The following is a 14,606-nucleotide window of genomic DNA, read 5'->3' on the forward strand; positions in this document are numbered from 1 at the left end:
GTCAGATCGCGGGGCGGCTCCGGTGAGGGTGAGGGCGAGGAGGGCGGCGGTGGCGAAGGTCAGCGCGTCCAGGGCGAAGGGGAGGGGCGGGGCGGCCGTGAAGAGGAGCCCCGCCACCGGGGCGCCCAGCAGGCCACCCGCGACCGCCGTACCGGCCTGGAGGCGGCCGTTGGCGGCGGCGAGTCGGTCCGGACGCACCACCGAGGGCAGGCACGGCGAAGCTCGCCGCGTCGAACAGCGTGCCGAGCGCGGCCAGCAGGAACGCGGCCAGCGCCAGCATCCCCGCCCCCGCCCGACCGGTCGCGACGAGGACGGCCAGCGCGGCCACCACGGCGGCCCGCAACCCGTCCACGGCGGCCATCGTCCGCCGCCGGTCCCAGCGGTCCGCGTACACGCCGCCGAGCAGGCCGAACAGCATCGGCGGGAGCTGCGCCGCGATGGTCACCACGACCACCGCGCGGGGGTCGCGGGTCAGGGTCGCGGCCAGCAGCGCCAGCGCGGGCGTACGCAGGCTGTCGCCGAACCGGGAGGCGACGGCGGCGGACCAGAGCAACCGGTAGTCGCGGCCGAGCCGGTCCGAGCGGGAGCCCTCGGCGGGGGCGCGGGTCGGGGCAGGAGGCGTCATGCCCGGCACCCTTGGGCCTCGACCAGGTCGAGGGCCAAGCGGAACGGGCCGCCCGGCAAAATCGGGGCAGCCGAGCGTCGGTGCTCACCGGTACGGTGAGCGCCGGCATCGGACCGGGGAGCAGACAGCGTTGGACCGCACCTTCCAGGTCGACCTCCGCGGCGTGGTCGACCTGCTCAGTCATCATCTTTACGGCAGCCCGCGGGTCTACGTCCGCGAGCTGATGCAGAACGCGCTGGACGCGATCACCGCGCGCCGCGCCACCGAGCCGGACGCCCCGGCGCTGGTCCGGATCGAGCCGCCGGAGCTGACCGGCGACGGCACGCTGCGGGTGCATGACACCGGCATCGGGCTCACCGAGGCGCAGGTGCACGAGCTGCTGGCCACGATCGGGCGCAGCTCGAAGCGGGACGAGCTGGGCTTCTCCCGGCACGAGTTCCTCGGCCAGTTCGGCATCGGGCTGCTCTCCTGCTTCCTGGTCGCCGAGGAGATCCGGGTGGTGACCCGGCACGCCGACCAGCCCACCGTCCTCTGGACGGGCCACTCCGACGGCCGGTACTCGGTGGCCCTCGCCCCGGCCGGCGAGCAGCGGCCGGAGCCGGGCACGACTGTGATCCTCGCGCCGCGCCGCGACGCCGACCAGTGGTTCGCCACCCCGACCGTCACCGAGTTGGCCCGGCTCTACGGCTCGCTGCTGCCGGTGACCGTCCGGGTGGGCGACGTGGTGACCACGACCGGCGAGCCACCGTGGCCGACCACCCCGGGCGCGCCCGTCGACCGCCCGGCCCTGATCCGGTACGCCCGCCAGGTCCTCGGCGTCGACCCGTTCGACGTGGTGCCGCTGTCCGTGCCCGAGGCGGGGCTGACCGGGGCCGCCTTCATCCTGCCGACCCCGGTGAACCCGGCGGCCCGCGCCGGCCACCGGGTCCACCTCAAGCGGATGCTGCTCACCGAGCACGCCGACGGACTGCTGCCCGACTGGGCGTTCTTCGCCCACTGCGTCGTGGACGCCACCGAGCTGCGGCCCACCGCCAGCCGCGAGGCGCTCTACGAGGACACGCTGCTCGCGGCCACCCGGAACGCGCTCGGCGAGCAGGTGCGCGGCTGGCTGGTCCGGCTGGCCCGGCACGACCCGCGCCGGCTGGCCGAGTTCCTCCAGGTGCACCACCTCGGCGTCAAGGCCCTCGCCCTGCACGACGACGAGATGCTCCGCCTGGTCGACCAGTGGTGGCCGATGGACACCAACGTCGGCACACTCACGCTCGCCGAGTTCCGGCAGCGGCACGGCGTGCTCCGGTACGCCGCCAGCCTGGACGAGTTCCGCCAGCTCGCGGCCGTCGCCGCCGCGCAGGACCTGGCCGTGGTCAACGCCGGCTACACGTACGACGCGGAGCTGATCGAGCGGCTGCCCAGCGTGGACCGGTCGGTGCTGATCGAACGGCTGGAGCCGAGCGACCTCACCACCCGCTTCGACGGCCTGGATCCGCAGGTCGAGCTGGCCCTGCGGCCGTTCCTCGCCGGGGCGCAGCGGGCCCTGGAACGGCTGGGCTGCGAGGTGGTGGTCCGGGCGTACGATCCGGTCTCGCTGCCCGCGCTCTATCTGGTCAGCCGGTCGGCGGCGTTCCACGACCAGCTCGCCGCGAGCCGGGACCGGGCCGACGAGCTGTGGGGCGGGGTGCTCGACGCCCTGGCCGCGTCCGCCCCGCCGGACCGGCCGCAGCTGGTGCTCAACCACCGCAACCCGCTGGTGCGCCGGGTCACCACGCTGGACGACCCGGAGCTGGTCGCGCTCGCGGTCGAGGCGCTGTACGGGCAGGCCCTGCTGCTCGGGCACCATCCCATCCGCGCGGCGGACGCCGCGCTGCTGAACAGTTCATTCCTCGGCCTGCTCGGCCGGGCCGTGCCGGGACGGGAGGTCGGGCGATGAACGACGACGAGCTGTGGCGGATGCTGCACGAGGCCAGCTCCATGCCGTACGGGGCAGGGCAGACGGCCGCCGTGGAGCAGTTGCTGCGCCGGGCCGACGCCGGCGACGACCGGCACCTCGCCTTCGCCGCCCGGATGCAGGCCACCACCTCCTACGTCTACGGCGGCGAGCCGGCCAAGTCCTTCGTCACGTTCTCCTGGTGCCTGGCCGAGTTCGACCGCGACCCGCAGCCCTACCACCGGCGCTACAGCCACCAACTGCTCTGGCACTTCAAGTACATGGTCAACGCGATGCTGAAGTTCCCGGAGCTGCCCCTCGACCGCACGTACGCGGCGCTCGACGACATGGAGCGCCGCTACCGGGACTCGGGGCACAGCCTCCAGGCCGTGTACAAGTACCGGTACTGGGTCGCGGACCACGTCGGCGACGCCGAGGCGGCCGAGCGGTGGTACCGGCTGTGGATGACGACTCCCCGCGACGAGCTGTCCGACTGCGCCGGCTGCGACCCCAGCAGCCAGGTCGGCCACCTCAGCTCTCTCGGCCGATACGAGGAGGCGGTGGCGCTGGCCGAGCCGGTCCTCGCCGGCCGGCTGAGCTGCACCGAGCAGCCGCAGGCGATGCTCACCAGGCTGCTCGTGCCGTACCTGCGCACCGGCCGGCACGACGCCGCCCGGGACGCGCACCGGGAGGCGTACCGGCGGCTGCGCGGCAACCTCTCGGACCTGTGGGAGATCGCCGACCACGTCGAGTTCTGCACGCTGACCGGCAACGAGGCCCGGGCCGTCGAGATCGTCGAGCGGCACCTGGACTGGCTGGACCGGGCGCCCACCCCGGCCGCGGCGATGCACTTCGCGGCCACCGCCGCCGCCGCGTTGCGCGGGGCGGCCGGGGCCGGTGACGTCGTGCTGCACCGCCGCGCCTCCGGCGACCGCCCGGCGGGCGACGTGTCCGCCGACGTGCTCGCCGCCGAGCTGGCCGACACCGCGACCGCGCTGGCGGCCCGCTTCGACGCCCGCAACGGCACGACGAAGCAGTCCGGGTGGATCGCGCGGCGGCTGGCCGTCCGGCCCACCGGGGAGCACCTGCCGCTGTCGGCCAGCCTGCGCCGGCCGGCCCGCCCGGGTGGCCCCGTCCGGGTGCCGGCGGCCGCCCCGGCCGTCGAGGTGGCCGTCCCGGCCGGCGCCACCGCCGAGGAACTGCTCGACCTGGCCGACGAGTGCCTGCGTACCCATCGGCGGGAGGGGCTCCTCGCCGCCCTCGCCGCGTACGACGAGCGGTTCGGCGCGGTCGAGCTGTCGCCCCGTACGACGGTACGCCGGCTGGAACTGCGCGCGGGCGAGCTGACCCACGCCGACGGCCCCGAGGCGGCGCGGCAGGCGAACCGGGCGGCGCTGGCCGCGTACCGGGAGCTGCCGGACCCGGTCCGGGAGCAGGTGGTCGCGGGCCGGCTCGGGGTGCTGCTCTGCATGGGCGGGGAGGAGCCCGAGGAGGGGCTGTCACTGGTTCGGGGTGCGGCCGACTTCTTCGACGGGCACGGCGACGCCAGGGAGCGGGCCGCCGCGCACGACCGGGTCGCCCTGGCGCTGGTGCACCTCGGGCGCTGGGAGGAGGCGCTCGCCGCCGTCGACCGGGCGGCGACCGAGGCGGACGTCGACCCGTGGCTGGCTGCCCGGGTGGCGGTGCACCGGGCCCACATCCTGGAGGAGCTGGAGCGGCCCGAGGAGTTCCGGGCGGCGGCCGAGCGGGCCTGCCGGCTGGCCCGGGAGCTCGGCGTCGGCGAGCTGATCGTGGACGCCGCGCTGGCGTACGCGCGGGCGGTGGACGACCCGGCCGAGATGGTGGCCGCCTGCGACGAGGCGCTGCCGCACGCCCCGGCGGAGAACCGCCTGCCGGTGCGGTTGTTCCGGGCCCGGGCGCTGCTCGCCGCCGACCGGCCGGCCGAGGCGGTGGAGGACTTCGTCGAGGCGGTGACCCTCTGCGTCGAGCAGGGCGCCGACGGGGACGCCTTCCTGCGCTGGGAGTTGGCGAACGCGTACCGGGTCGCCGGGCGGCCCGCCGAGGCCGCCGAGGTGGCCGAGGAGGCGGTGCTCGGGCTGGACCGGCTCGGCGCGCAGGCCGAGGCGGACCGGTGCCGGCACCTGCTGGCGGGGATCTACGTCGACCTCGGCGAGCTGGATCCGGCGCTCGACCTGTTGGAGCAGCTGGCCCGCAACCTCGACGGCCCCGACAACCTGCCGCACCGGGCGCAGGTGCTGGAGGAGGCCGGTGACCTGCTCTACGACGCCGACCGGGACGCGCTGGCCGCGCAGCGGTTCGCCGAGGCGGCGGTCGCGTACCGGCTGGCCGGGGCGGCGCTCGACGAGCTGCGTGCCCGGCGCCGGGAGGCGGACGCGCTGTCCTGGGCCGGCGACGTTCCGGCGGCGGTACGCGCAATCGACGTGGTGGACGGGCTGGCCGCCGCGCTGACCGGCCAGCCGGAGGAGCCGCCGGTGGTGACGTACGAGGTGGCACTGGCGGCCGAGGTCGCGGCCCGGGTGCTGGCCGGTGACGGGCGTCCCGACGAGGCACTGGACAGGCTGGCCGGGGTGCCGGCCCGGCTTCGGTCGATCGAGGCGTTCGGGGAGGCGGCGCGGGTCGAGCTGCTGACGGGTGAGCTGCTGGCGCGTGCGGGCCGGCTCGGCGAGGCGGAGCCCCTGCTGCGCGAGGTGCTCGGCGGGCTGCCCCCGGGCTCCCGACCGGCCGCCCGGGCTGCCTGGCTGCTGGCCGGGGTGCTGGACGAGATGGGCCGCCCCGACGAGGCGGCGGCGGTGCGCGAGGAGCACGGCCTGACGGCCGGTGAGGGCTGAGCCGGCACGCGGCGACCGACGGGTAACCGAGCGACCACGCCGGACCGGCGCGGGTCTACGCTTGCCCCGTGACTGTGGAACAGCAGGCTCGGGGAGCGGCGGGCAGCGGGCGGCGACGGTCCCGACGGGACGAGATTCTGGAGATCGCGGTCGGTCTCTTCGCGGCGCGGGGCTACCACGGGGTCTCGATGGACGACATCGGCGCCGCCGCCGGTGTGACCGGTCCCGCCCTCTACCACCACTTCGCCGGCAAGGAGGCGATGCTGGCCGCCGCGTTGATCCCGGTCAGCGAGGAGCTGCTCGCGGGCGGCCGGGAGCGCTCCGCCGGCCACCCGGACGACCCGCGCGGCACCCTGGAGTCGTTGATCGATTTCCACGTCGACTTCGCGCTGGCCAACCCGGCGGTGATCGCTCTGCACCTGCACGAGCTGGACCGGCTGCCGGACGAGCCGCGCCGCCGCATCCGCCGGCTCCAGCGGCTGTACGTCGAGGAGTGGGTGACCGTCCTGACCGCGCTGCATCCGGGCCTGCCCGACGGGGAGGCGCGGGTGCTGGCGCACGCCGCGTTCGGCCTGATGAACTCGACGCCGTTCCTCGGCGGTGAGGTCGACCGGCGGCGGCGGGCCGCGCTGCTGCGCGCCGCCACGCTGGCCGCCCTGCTCGCCGAGACGGGCGCCTGAGCCGGAACATGCCCCACCCGGGCCCGTGCCTGCCGCTGCCGACCCATGGGCAGCGAGGCGGTCACGGTCGCCCGCCATCCGTCCCCACCCCGGACGCTGACATCCGTCCCCACCCCCGGACGCTGGAGGAGAACATGATCGAGTCGCTGCTGGTGGCCAACCGGGGCGAGATCGCCCGCCGGATCATCCGTACCGCGAGGCGGCTCGGTGTCCGTGCGATCGCGGTGTACTCGGAGGCCGACGCCGACCTGCCGTTCGTGACGGAGGCCGACGAGGCGGTGTGTGTCGGCCCGGCCAACCCGGCGCAGAGCTACCGCAACGTCGAGGCGATTCTTGCCGCGGCCAAGTCCACCGGTGCGCAGGCCGTCCACCCCGGGTACGGCTTCCTGTCGGAGAACGCCGAGTTCGCCCGTACCGTCGAGGCCAGTGGGCTGATCTGGGTGGGGCCCGGCGCGGACGCGATCAGCGCCATGGGCGACAAGATCAACGCGCGGAACCTGATGGCGGCGGCCGGCGTGCCGGTCGCGCCCGGGACCACCGACCCGGCCGCCGACCTGGACGCGGCCGTCGCCGCCGCGGCCGAGATCGGCTACCCGGTGATGGTCAAGGCCGCGGCCGGCGGCGGTGGCATGGGCATGGGCGTGGCGAACGACGAGGCCGCCCTGCGCACCGAGTACGACAAGGTGCGTTCCTTCGCCGAGCGGATGTTCGGCGACGGCTCGGTGCTGATCGAGCGGTACTTCCCCCGGGTGCGCCACGTCGAGGTGCAGATCCTGGGCCTGGCCGACGGCCGGGTGACAGCCCTCGGCGAGCGCGAGTGCTCGGTGCAGCGGCGCAACCAGAAGCTGGTCGAGGAGTCGCCGTCCCCGGCGGTCTCCCCGGAGCTGCGGGCGCGCTTCCTGGCCGCCGCGGTGCGGGCCGGCGAGGCGGTCGGCTACCGCAACGCGGGCACGGTGGAGTGCCTGTTGGTCCCGCGCCAGCGGGACTTCGATGGCGATGGCCGTGCGTCCGAGGAGTTCTTCTTTCTGGAGATGAACACACGTTTGCAGGTCGAGCACCCGGTGACCGAGCTGGTCTACGGCGTGGACCTGGTGGCGGAGCAGCTGCGGGTGGCCGCCGGGCTCGCCCCCGGGTTCGACCCGGACGCGCTCGCGCCGCGCGGGCACGCCATCGAGCTGCGGATCAACGCCGAGGACCCGAAGCGCTTCCTGCCCGGCCCCGGCGCGGTCACGACGTGGAACGAGCCGGCCGGTGAGGGCGTCCGGGTCGACTCCGGGTACGTCGCGGGGAACACGGTCACCCCGTTCTACGACAGCCTGATGGCCAAGCTGATCGTCACCGGCGCCACCCGCGCGGAGGCGATCGAACGGGCGAGGGCAGCGGTGGCCCACTTCGAGATCGCCGGCCCGAAGAACAACCTCCCGTTCTTTGCCGAGCTGCTGACCAACGAGGAGTTCCTCTCGGGCGACTACGACACGAGCATCGTCTCCCGCATGCGCTGACGCCTTCGCTGGCTCCCGCCAAGCTGCGGCGATCAAGAGGTTTACGTCAGGGTTCGCGCCCGGAACGACGCAAACCTCTTGATCGCCCTCGTTGCCCGCCCGGCGGGCGGGTGGGTTCGTCCCCGACCGGGGGGGCGGGTGGGGCTCGTCCCCGCTCGGGGGCGGGTGGGGCTCGTTCCCGCTCGGGGGCGGGTGGGAGGCTGGGGGTAATCAGCCAGCACAGTCTGCGTCACAGTGAGGTGACCCCCATGACGGAACTGCCGGACCACGTGTCCATTCGCGAGGTCGGGCCCCGCGACGGGCTCCAGAACGAGGACCCGATTCCCACCGACGCCAAGGTGCGGCTGCTCGACGCGCTCTCCGGCACGGGCGTACGGCGGATCGAGGCGGTCTCGTTCGTGCACCCGAAGGCGATCCCGCAGATGGCCGACGCCGACGAGGTGTGGCAGCGGGCGGCGAAGGCGGACGGCGTGCGCTACTCGGCGCTGGTGCCGAACACCCGGGGCGCGCAGCGGGCGCTCGCCGCCGGGTTCACCGAGATCGAGGTGGTGGTGTCGGCCAGCGGCACGCACAACCGGCGCAACGTCAACCGGTCCACGGCGGAGTCGCTGGACGACATCGCCGAGCTGATCGACCTGCTGCACGGCGCGGGCGCACGCGCCGAGGTGATCGTGGCGACCAGCTTCGGCTGCCCGTACGAGGGCGACGTCGACCCGCAGCGGGTCGCGGGCATCGTCGACCGCGTCGTCCGCGACGGCGCCGACCGGGTCGCGTTCGGCGACACCACGGGCATGGGCACGCCGCGCCGGGTCCGCGAGCTGATCACGGCGGTACGCGACCGCAACGCGCACATTCCGGTACTGCTGCACTTCCACAACACCCGGGGCACCGCGCTGGCGAACCTGCTCACCGCCCTGGAGCTGGGAATCACCGAGTTCGACGCCAGCGTCGGCGGTCTGGGCGGCTGCCCGTACGCCCCGGGCGCCAGCGGCAACCTGGCCACCGAGGAGGCGGTGCACATGCTGCACGACATGGGCATCGACACCGGCATCGACCTCGACGCGCTGGTGGAGGCGGCCGAGTTGGCCGAGGAACTGGTCGGCAAGAAGCTGCCCTCCGGCGTCCTGCGCGCCGGCCCGCGTACCCGCCTGACAGTGCTGCCGGCGTAGGCGCGCCGGCTCCCGCTGCCGGCCGGCCCGCTTCCCGTCGACCCGATCAAGAGGTTCGCGTCAGGTTCCAGCCCGGGCCTGACGCAAACCTCTTGATCGACGCGTTCCGGCGGGGCGGGTGCGGTGGGTCGCCGGGGGGTGTCCCCATGCGCTAGCCTAACGATCGTTCAGGTCACTTGCCGTGCCGCTCCTGGGGCGGTACGGCCGGGTCAGGCGGCGAGGGAGTCGGCGTGACGCTCGACGGTGAGGCACTGGAGCAGCTGCGCAAGCGGGCCCGGGCCGGTGGTGCGGACAAGTACCACGCGGCGAACGCGGCCAAGGGCAAGCTCTTCGCCCGCGAGCGGGTGGCGCTGCTGGTCGACGCGGGCTCGTTCGTCGAGGACGGCCTGTACGCCAACGCGCTCGCCGAGGGGCTGCCCGCCGACGGCGTCGTCACCGGCACCGCCACGATCGACGGCCGCCCGGTCTGCCTGATGGCCAACGACTCCACGGTCAAGGCCGGCAGTTGGGGCGCCCGCACGGTCGAGAAGATCATCCGGATTATCGAGCGCGCGTACACGGCGGGCGTGCCGATGGTCTACCTGGTCGACTCGGCCGGCGCGCGGATCACCGACCAGGTCGAGCTGTTCCCCGGCCGGCGCGGCGCCGGGAAGATCTTCTGGAACCAGGTCCGCGCCTCCGGCTCGATTCCGCAGGTCTGCGCGCTGTTCGGGCCGAGCGCCGCCGGCGGGGCGTACATTCCGGCGTTCTGCGACGTGGTCGCCATGGTGGACGGCAACGCCAGCATGTATCTCGGCTCCGACCGGATGGTCGAGATGGTCACCGGCGAGAAGACCACCCTGGAGGCGATGGGCGGGGCCAAGGTGCACTCCGCCGAGTCCGGCGTCGGGCACTTCCTCTGCAAGACCGAGGCCGAGGCGCTGGACGTGGTCCGGCGCTACCTGTCGTACCTGCCGGCGAACTGGACCCAGCAGCCGCCCACGGCGCCCGCGGTCGAAGCGCCCGAGAAGGCCGACCTGGCCGCGCTGGTGCCGGCCAGCGAGCGGCAGGCGTTCGACATGCGCCGGTACGTCAAGGGCCTGCTCGACGAGGGGTCCTTCTTCGAGATCCAGGCGCTCTGGGCCAAGGAGCTGACCATTGGCTTCGGCCGGCTGAACGGCGAGGTCGTCGGCGTGGTCGGCAACAACTCGATGTTCAAGGGCGGCGTCCTCTTCGTCGACTCGGCCGACAAGGCGACACGCTTCGTGCAGCTCTGCGACGCGTTCAACGTGCCGCTGCTGTTCCTCTCCGACGTGCCCGGGTTCATGGTCGGCAGCGCGGTGGAGAAGCAGGGCATCATCCGGCACGGGGCCAAGATGATCACCGCGATCTCCGAGGCGACGGTGCCGAAGATCTGCGTGGTGGTCCGCAAGGCGTACGGCGCGGGCCTGTACGCGATGGCCGGCCCGGGCTTCGAGCCGGACGCCACCATCGCGCTGCCGACCGCGAAGATCGCCGTGATGGGCGCGGAGGCGGCGGTCAACGCGGTCTACGCCAACAAGATCGCGGCGATCGCCGACGAGGCCGAGCGGGCCGCCTTCGTGGCCGCGAAGCGCGAGGAGTACGAGCGCGACATCGACATCGTCCGGCTCGCCAGCGAGTTGGTGGTCGACGCCATCGTCGAGCCGCACGAGCTGCGCGCCGAGCTGGTCCGCCGGTTCGCCGCCGCCCGCACCAAGGACCGCCACTTCTCCCGGCGCCGGCACGGCGTCACCCCGGTCTGACCGGGCCGCCACCGCGCCCGCCCGACCCGACCCGGCCAGCACCCCGCGCCACCCCGACAGAGGCCGTACCAAAGCGGCGTCACGAGCGCCCGGCGGAGGAACCCGTACAGGAGGAACCGATGGACTTCCGGCTCACCGAGGAGCACGAGGCGCTGCGGGAGAGCGTGCGGGAATTCGCCCGCGAGGTGGTCGCCCCGGTCATCGCCGAGCACTACGAGAAGCACACCTTCCCGTACGAGATCGTCCGGCAGATGGGCAAGATGGGCCTGTTCGGCCTGCCCTTCCCAGAGGAGCACGGCGGCATGGGCGGCGACTATTTCGCGCTCTGCCTGGCCCTGGAGGAGTTGGCCCGGGTCGACTCCAGCGTGGCGATCACCCTCGAGGCGGCGGTCTCCCTCGGCGCGATGCCGATCCACCGTTTCGGCACGGCCGAGCAGAAGGCGCGGTGGCTGCCGAAGCTCGTCAGCGGCGAGGCCCTGGCCGGCTTCGGGCTGACCGAGCCGGGCTTCGGCTCCGACGCGGGTGGCACCCAGACGCGGGCGGTCCTGGACGCCGACGAGTGGGTGATCAACGGCTCGAAGGCGTTCATCACCAACTCGGGCACCGACATCACGGCGCTGGTCACGGTCACCGCCGTCACCGGCACCCGCCCGGACGGCGCCAAGGAGCTGTCCACGATCATCGTGCCGTCCGGCACCCCCGGCTTCACCGTCGCGCCCGCGTACTCGAAGGTCGGCTGGACCGCCTCGGACACCCACGAGCTGACCTTCGACGACTGCCGGGTGCCGGCCGCCAACCTGCTCGGCGAGCGCGGCCGGGGCTTCGCCCAGTTCCTGCGCATCCTCGACGAGGGACGGATCGCCATCGCCGCCCTGGCCGTCGGCCTGGCGCAGGGCTGCGTCGACGAGTCGGTGAAGTACGCGAAGGAGCGCCAGGCGTTCGGCCGGCCGATCGGCAACTACCAGGCGATCCAGTTCAAGATCGCCGACATGGAGATGAAGGCGCACACGGCCCGGCTCGCGTACTACGACGCCGCCGCCCGGATGCTCGCGGGCGAGCCGTTCAAGCGCCAGGCCGCGATCGCCAAGCTGCACGCCAGCACGGTGGCCGTCGACAACGCCCGCGAGGCCACCCAGATTCACGGCGGCTACGGCTTCATGAACGAGTACCCGGTGGCGCGGTTCTGGCGGGACTCCAAGATCCTGGAGATCGGCGAGGGCACCAGCGAGGTGCAGCGAATGATCATCGCGCGCGACCTGGGCATGTGAGCGGAGGCCCCGCACGGACGGGGCTGCTCTCGCCGCAACCCGCTGTCGGATATCCGCCCCGAGGGGCGTCGGCAGGGCGACGCTTGGCTGCCCACCGTCGTACCCGATCCGTACCCTTCCTGCCCATGGCTTCCGATCATGATCGTCCGCCGGCTGCGGGCGGTCGTACCGGATTGTCGGACCTGCTGCGCGCGTACCGCCGCGTCGCCGGCCTCACCCAGGCGGAGCTGGCGGCGCGGGCGGGCATCGGCGTGCGGACGGTCCGTGACCTGGAGCGCGGCCGGTCGGCGCGGCCCCAGCGGACCACCGTCGACCTGCTCGCCGGCGCCCTCGACCTCGCCGGCCAGGCCCGCGCGGAGTTCGTCGCCGCCGCGCGCGGCGGCGTCCCTCCGGCCGGTGCCCCGGCACCGCCCGGCGGCCGGCCCGCCGCGCCACCGTCGTGGACCCGGCGATCCTCCGCGGGCGGCGGGCCGTCGCCCGTCCCCCTCCCCGCCGGTACGCCGATCGCGCTCCCGCCCCCGGTCGAGCTGATCGGCCGGGAGCGGGACGTGACCGAACTGGTCGAACTGCTCACCGCCGACCATGCCCCCGGGGTGGTCAGCCTGGTCGGGCTGGCCGGGGTAGGCAAGACCGCGCTGGCTCTGACCGTGGCGCACGCCGTCGCCGAGCGGGCCCCGGCCGCCGTCGCCGGGGTGCTCGTCGGGGAGGGCTCGGACGTCGCCGACGTGCTCTCCACGGTGGCGGCCGTCTTCGGCGCGGCCCGCCCGGGCGACCTCGCCGCCCGGCCCGCCGGACGGCCGGCACTGCTGCTGATCGACGCGGTGGAGCGGGCGCCGGACCCGGTGGCGGAGGCCCTGCACTGGCTCGCCGGGGCCGTTCCGACGCTACGGGTGCTGGTGACCGGCCGGCACCCCGTCGGCCTGTCCGGCGAGCGCGTCTGGCCGGTGACGCCGCTGGACGTACCGCCGCCGGAGCTGGACCCCGCCGGGCCGGAGGCGCTCGCCGGCTACCCGGCGGTGGCGCTGTTCGCCGCGCGGCTGGCCCAGGTGCGGCGCGAGCCGCCGGAGCCCGCGGAGCTGCCCGCCCTCGCGGCATTGGTCCGCCAGCTGGGCGGGCTGCCGCTGGCCATCGAGCTCATGGCCGCCCGGGGGCGCATTCTCGACCTCAACGAACTGCTCGACCGGTACGGCGACCGGGTGCTCGACCTCGCCACCCCGCCCGCCCCGGCGCCCGGGTCGGGCTGGGCGGCGGCCGAGCCCGTGGGCGCGCACCTCCCCCGACCGCGTGACCCCGCAGCCGGGGTCGTGCCGGGCGGGTCGGTCGTCGGCACGGGTTCGGCCCGGGGCGGGGCGGTCACCCTGCGGGACGCGGTGGCGGCGAGCTACCGGCTCCTCGGCCCCGACGAGCGCGCGGCGCTGCGGCGGCTCTCGGCGTTCCGCAACCGCTGGTCGGTGGAGCTGGCCGAGGAACTGCTCGCCGACGCCCCCGAGCCCGCCGTCCCGATCGATCCGGTGCCGCTGCTGGACCGGCTGCTCCAGCTCGGCCTGCTCAGCGTCCGGGGGACCGGCCCGTTCCGGTTCCGGCTGCTCGACGCGGTCCGGGAGTTCGCCGCCGAGCAGGCCGCCGGCGCCGGGGAACTGCCCAATGTCCGCCGGCGGCACGCCGAGGTGGTGGCCCGGCTGGTGGCTCGTACGGCCGCCGAACTGGTCGGCCCCCAGTCGGCCCCGGCGCTGCGCCGGCTCGACGAGGCCACCGGCGACATCAGGGCGGCACTGGCCCATGCCGCCGTGGACGACCCGGTCACCGCGCTGCGGCTGGCCACCGGTCTGGTGCGCTGGTGGCGGTACCGGGGCCGGGACGTCGTCGGGCGGCAGTGGCTGGGCCGGCTGCTGGCCGACCCACGTACGGCGGACGTCGAGCCGGTGCTGCGCGCGTGGGCGGCGCTCGGCGCGGCCCGGCTGGCCGTCGAGCACGGCGCGGCGGAGCAGGAGCTGCCCGCGGCCCGGGCCGCCTGGGCGGCGTTCCACCGGGCCGGCGACGTCGGTGGGGAGGTGGAGGCGCGGACGGTGCTCTGCGCGCTGTTGGCCGCCACCGGCGCGCACGACGAGGCGCGGGAGCAGGCGAGCGGCGTCCTCGCCCTGGCCACCCGCCACGGCCGGGTACGCGACATGGCGGTGGCGCAGCGCGAGCTCGCCCGGCACGAGCTGCGGAGGGGTGACCTGCCGGCCGCCCGCCGTCGCCTGGCCACCCTGGACCGGCTGGCCGCCCAGTGCGGGGAACGGCGACTGCGGGTGCTGGCCCGGGCCGACCTGGCCGAGGTGGCCCGGCTGGAGGGCCGGTACGCCGACGCGGTGAAGCAGGGACGACGGGTGGCCTCCGCGTTGGCGGAACTGGGCGATCCGGGGCACCGGCGCCGGGTCCTCGGCACGGTCGGGCTGGCGCTGGCCCAGGACGGACGCCCGGACGAGGCCGGTCAGGTGCTGGCCGACCTGCGCTGCTACTCGGAGGGGGAGGCCCTGCCCGGGCGCGCGGGGGTGCGCCGACCGACCGCTGTCCGCCCCGAGGACGGGATCTGCGCGCTGATCGAGGCATACGTGGCCCTGCACCGGGGTGACCGGGAGGTGGCGGCGGAGTGGTTCGCCGCGGCGGCGGAGGCGGGCGTCGAGAACCGGGTGGGCCCGTCAGGGGGGTGAAAGCGGGGGTGGCGCGAGCGAAGTAGCCCCCTGGCGAAACCCCTCACTCATCGCTCGCGCCGGCACCCCCAGTGCCCCCCCGCTTGAGAGCACAGTAACCACAGCGGGCGAGACGGTTCGTCCGCTACGCCCG

8 protein-coding genes and 1 pseudogene are annotated in these 14,606 nt (G+C 74.8%); 8 read left to right on the plus strand and 1 reads right to left on the minus strand.

Going from position 1 to position 14,606, the window contains the following annotated elements; all coding sequences use genetic code 11:
* Position 1: 1 nt before the first annotated feature.
* Positions 2-625, minus strand: coding sequence for an MFS transporter (locus tag JD77_RS12300; protein WP_246140643.1), 624 nt, complete (start codon positions 623-625; stop codon positions 2-4).
* 130 nt (positions 626-755) lie between these two features.
* On the opposite strand from JD77_RS12300, the gene JD77_RS12305 reads away from it, so the two are divergent.
* The 8 genes and pseudogenes from JD77_RS12305 to JD77_RS12340 form a co-directional block, all read left to right on the plus strand.
* On the plus strand, positions 756-2,552 hold the full coding sequence (locus tag JD77_RS12305; protein WP_145774472.1) for an HSP90 family protein: 1,797 nt from the start codon (positions 756-758) through the stop codon (positions 2,550-2,552).
* Positions 2,549-5,398 (plus strand): hypothetical protein, encoded by a 2,850-nt coding sequence (locus JD77_RS12310; RefSeq protein ID WP_145774474.1) that lies wholly within the window; start codon positions 2,549-2,551, stop codon positions 5,396-5,398. The genes JD77_RS12305 and JD77_RS12310 overlap by 4 nt, the downstream gene beginning before the upstream one ends.
* Before the next feature lie 68 nt (positions 5,399-5,466).
* Entirely contained in the window at positions 5,467-6,078 is a 612-nt protein-coding gene (locus tag JD77_RS12315; protein WP_145774475.1) for a TetR/AcrR family transcriptional regulator, read from the plus strand.
* A 134-nt stretch (positions 6,079-6,212) separates the two neighbouring features.
* Positions 6,213-7,580 (plus strand): acetyl-CoA carboxylase biotin carboxylase subunit, encoded by a 1,368-nt coding sequence (locus tag JD77_RS12320; RefSeq protein WP_145774482.1) that lies wholly within the window; start codon positions 6,213-6,215, stop codon positions 7,578-7,580.
* Positions 7,581-7,828: 248 nt separating this feature from the next.
* Positions 7,829-8,749 (plus strand): hydroxymethylglutaryl-CoA lyase, encoded by a 921-nt coding sequence (locus JD77_RS12325; RefSeq protein ID WP_145774484.1) that lies wholly within the window; start codon positions 7,829-7,831, stop codon positions 8,747-8,749.
* Between the two features lie 230 nt (positions 8,750-8,979).
* Positions 8,980-10,512, plus strand: coding sequence for an acyl-CoA carboxylase subunit beta (locus tag JD77_RS12330; protein ID WP_145774486.1), 1,533 nt, complete (start codon positions 8,980-8,982; stop codon positions 10,510-10,512).
* A 119-nt stretch (positions 10,513-10,631) separates the two neighbouring features.
* Complete coding sequence (locus JD77_RS12335; protein WP_145774488.1) at positions 10,632-11,780, plus strand: acyl-CoA dehydrogenase family protein; 1,149 nt, start codon at positions 10,632-10,634, stop codon at positions 11,778-11,780.
* Between the two features lie 125 nt (positions 11,781-11,905).
* A pseudogene (locus tag JD77_RS12340) lies at positions 11,906-14,452 on the plus strand (ATP-binding protein); the annotation flags it as partial.
* Between the last annotated feature and the right edge of the window lie 154 nt (positions 14,453-14,606).

It is taken from the genome of Micromonospora olivasterospora, from assembly GCF_007830265.1.
Classification (GTDB): domain Bacteria; phylum Actinomycetota; class Actinomycetes; order Mycobacteriales; family Micromonosporaceae; genus Micromonospora; species Micromonospora olivasterospora.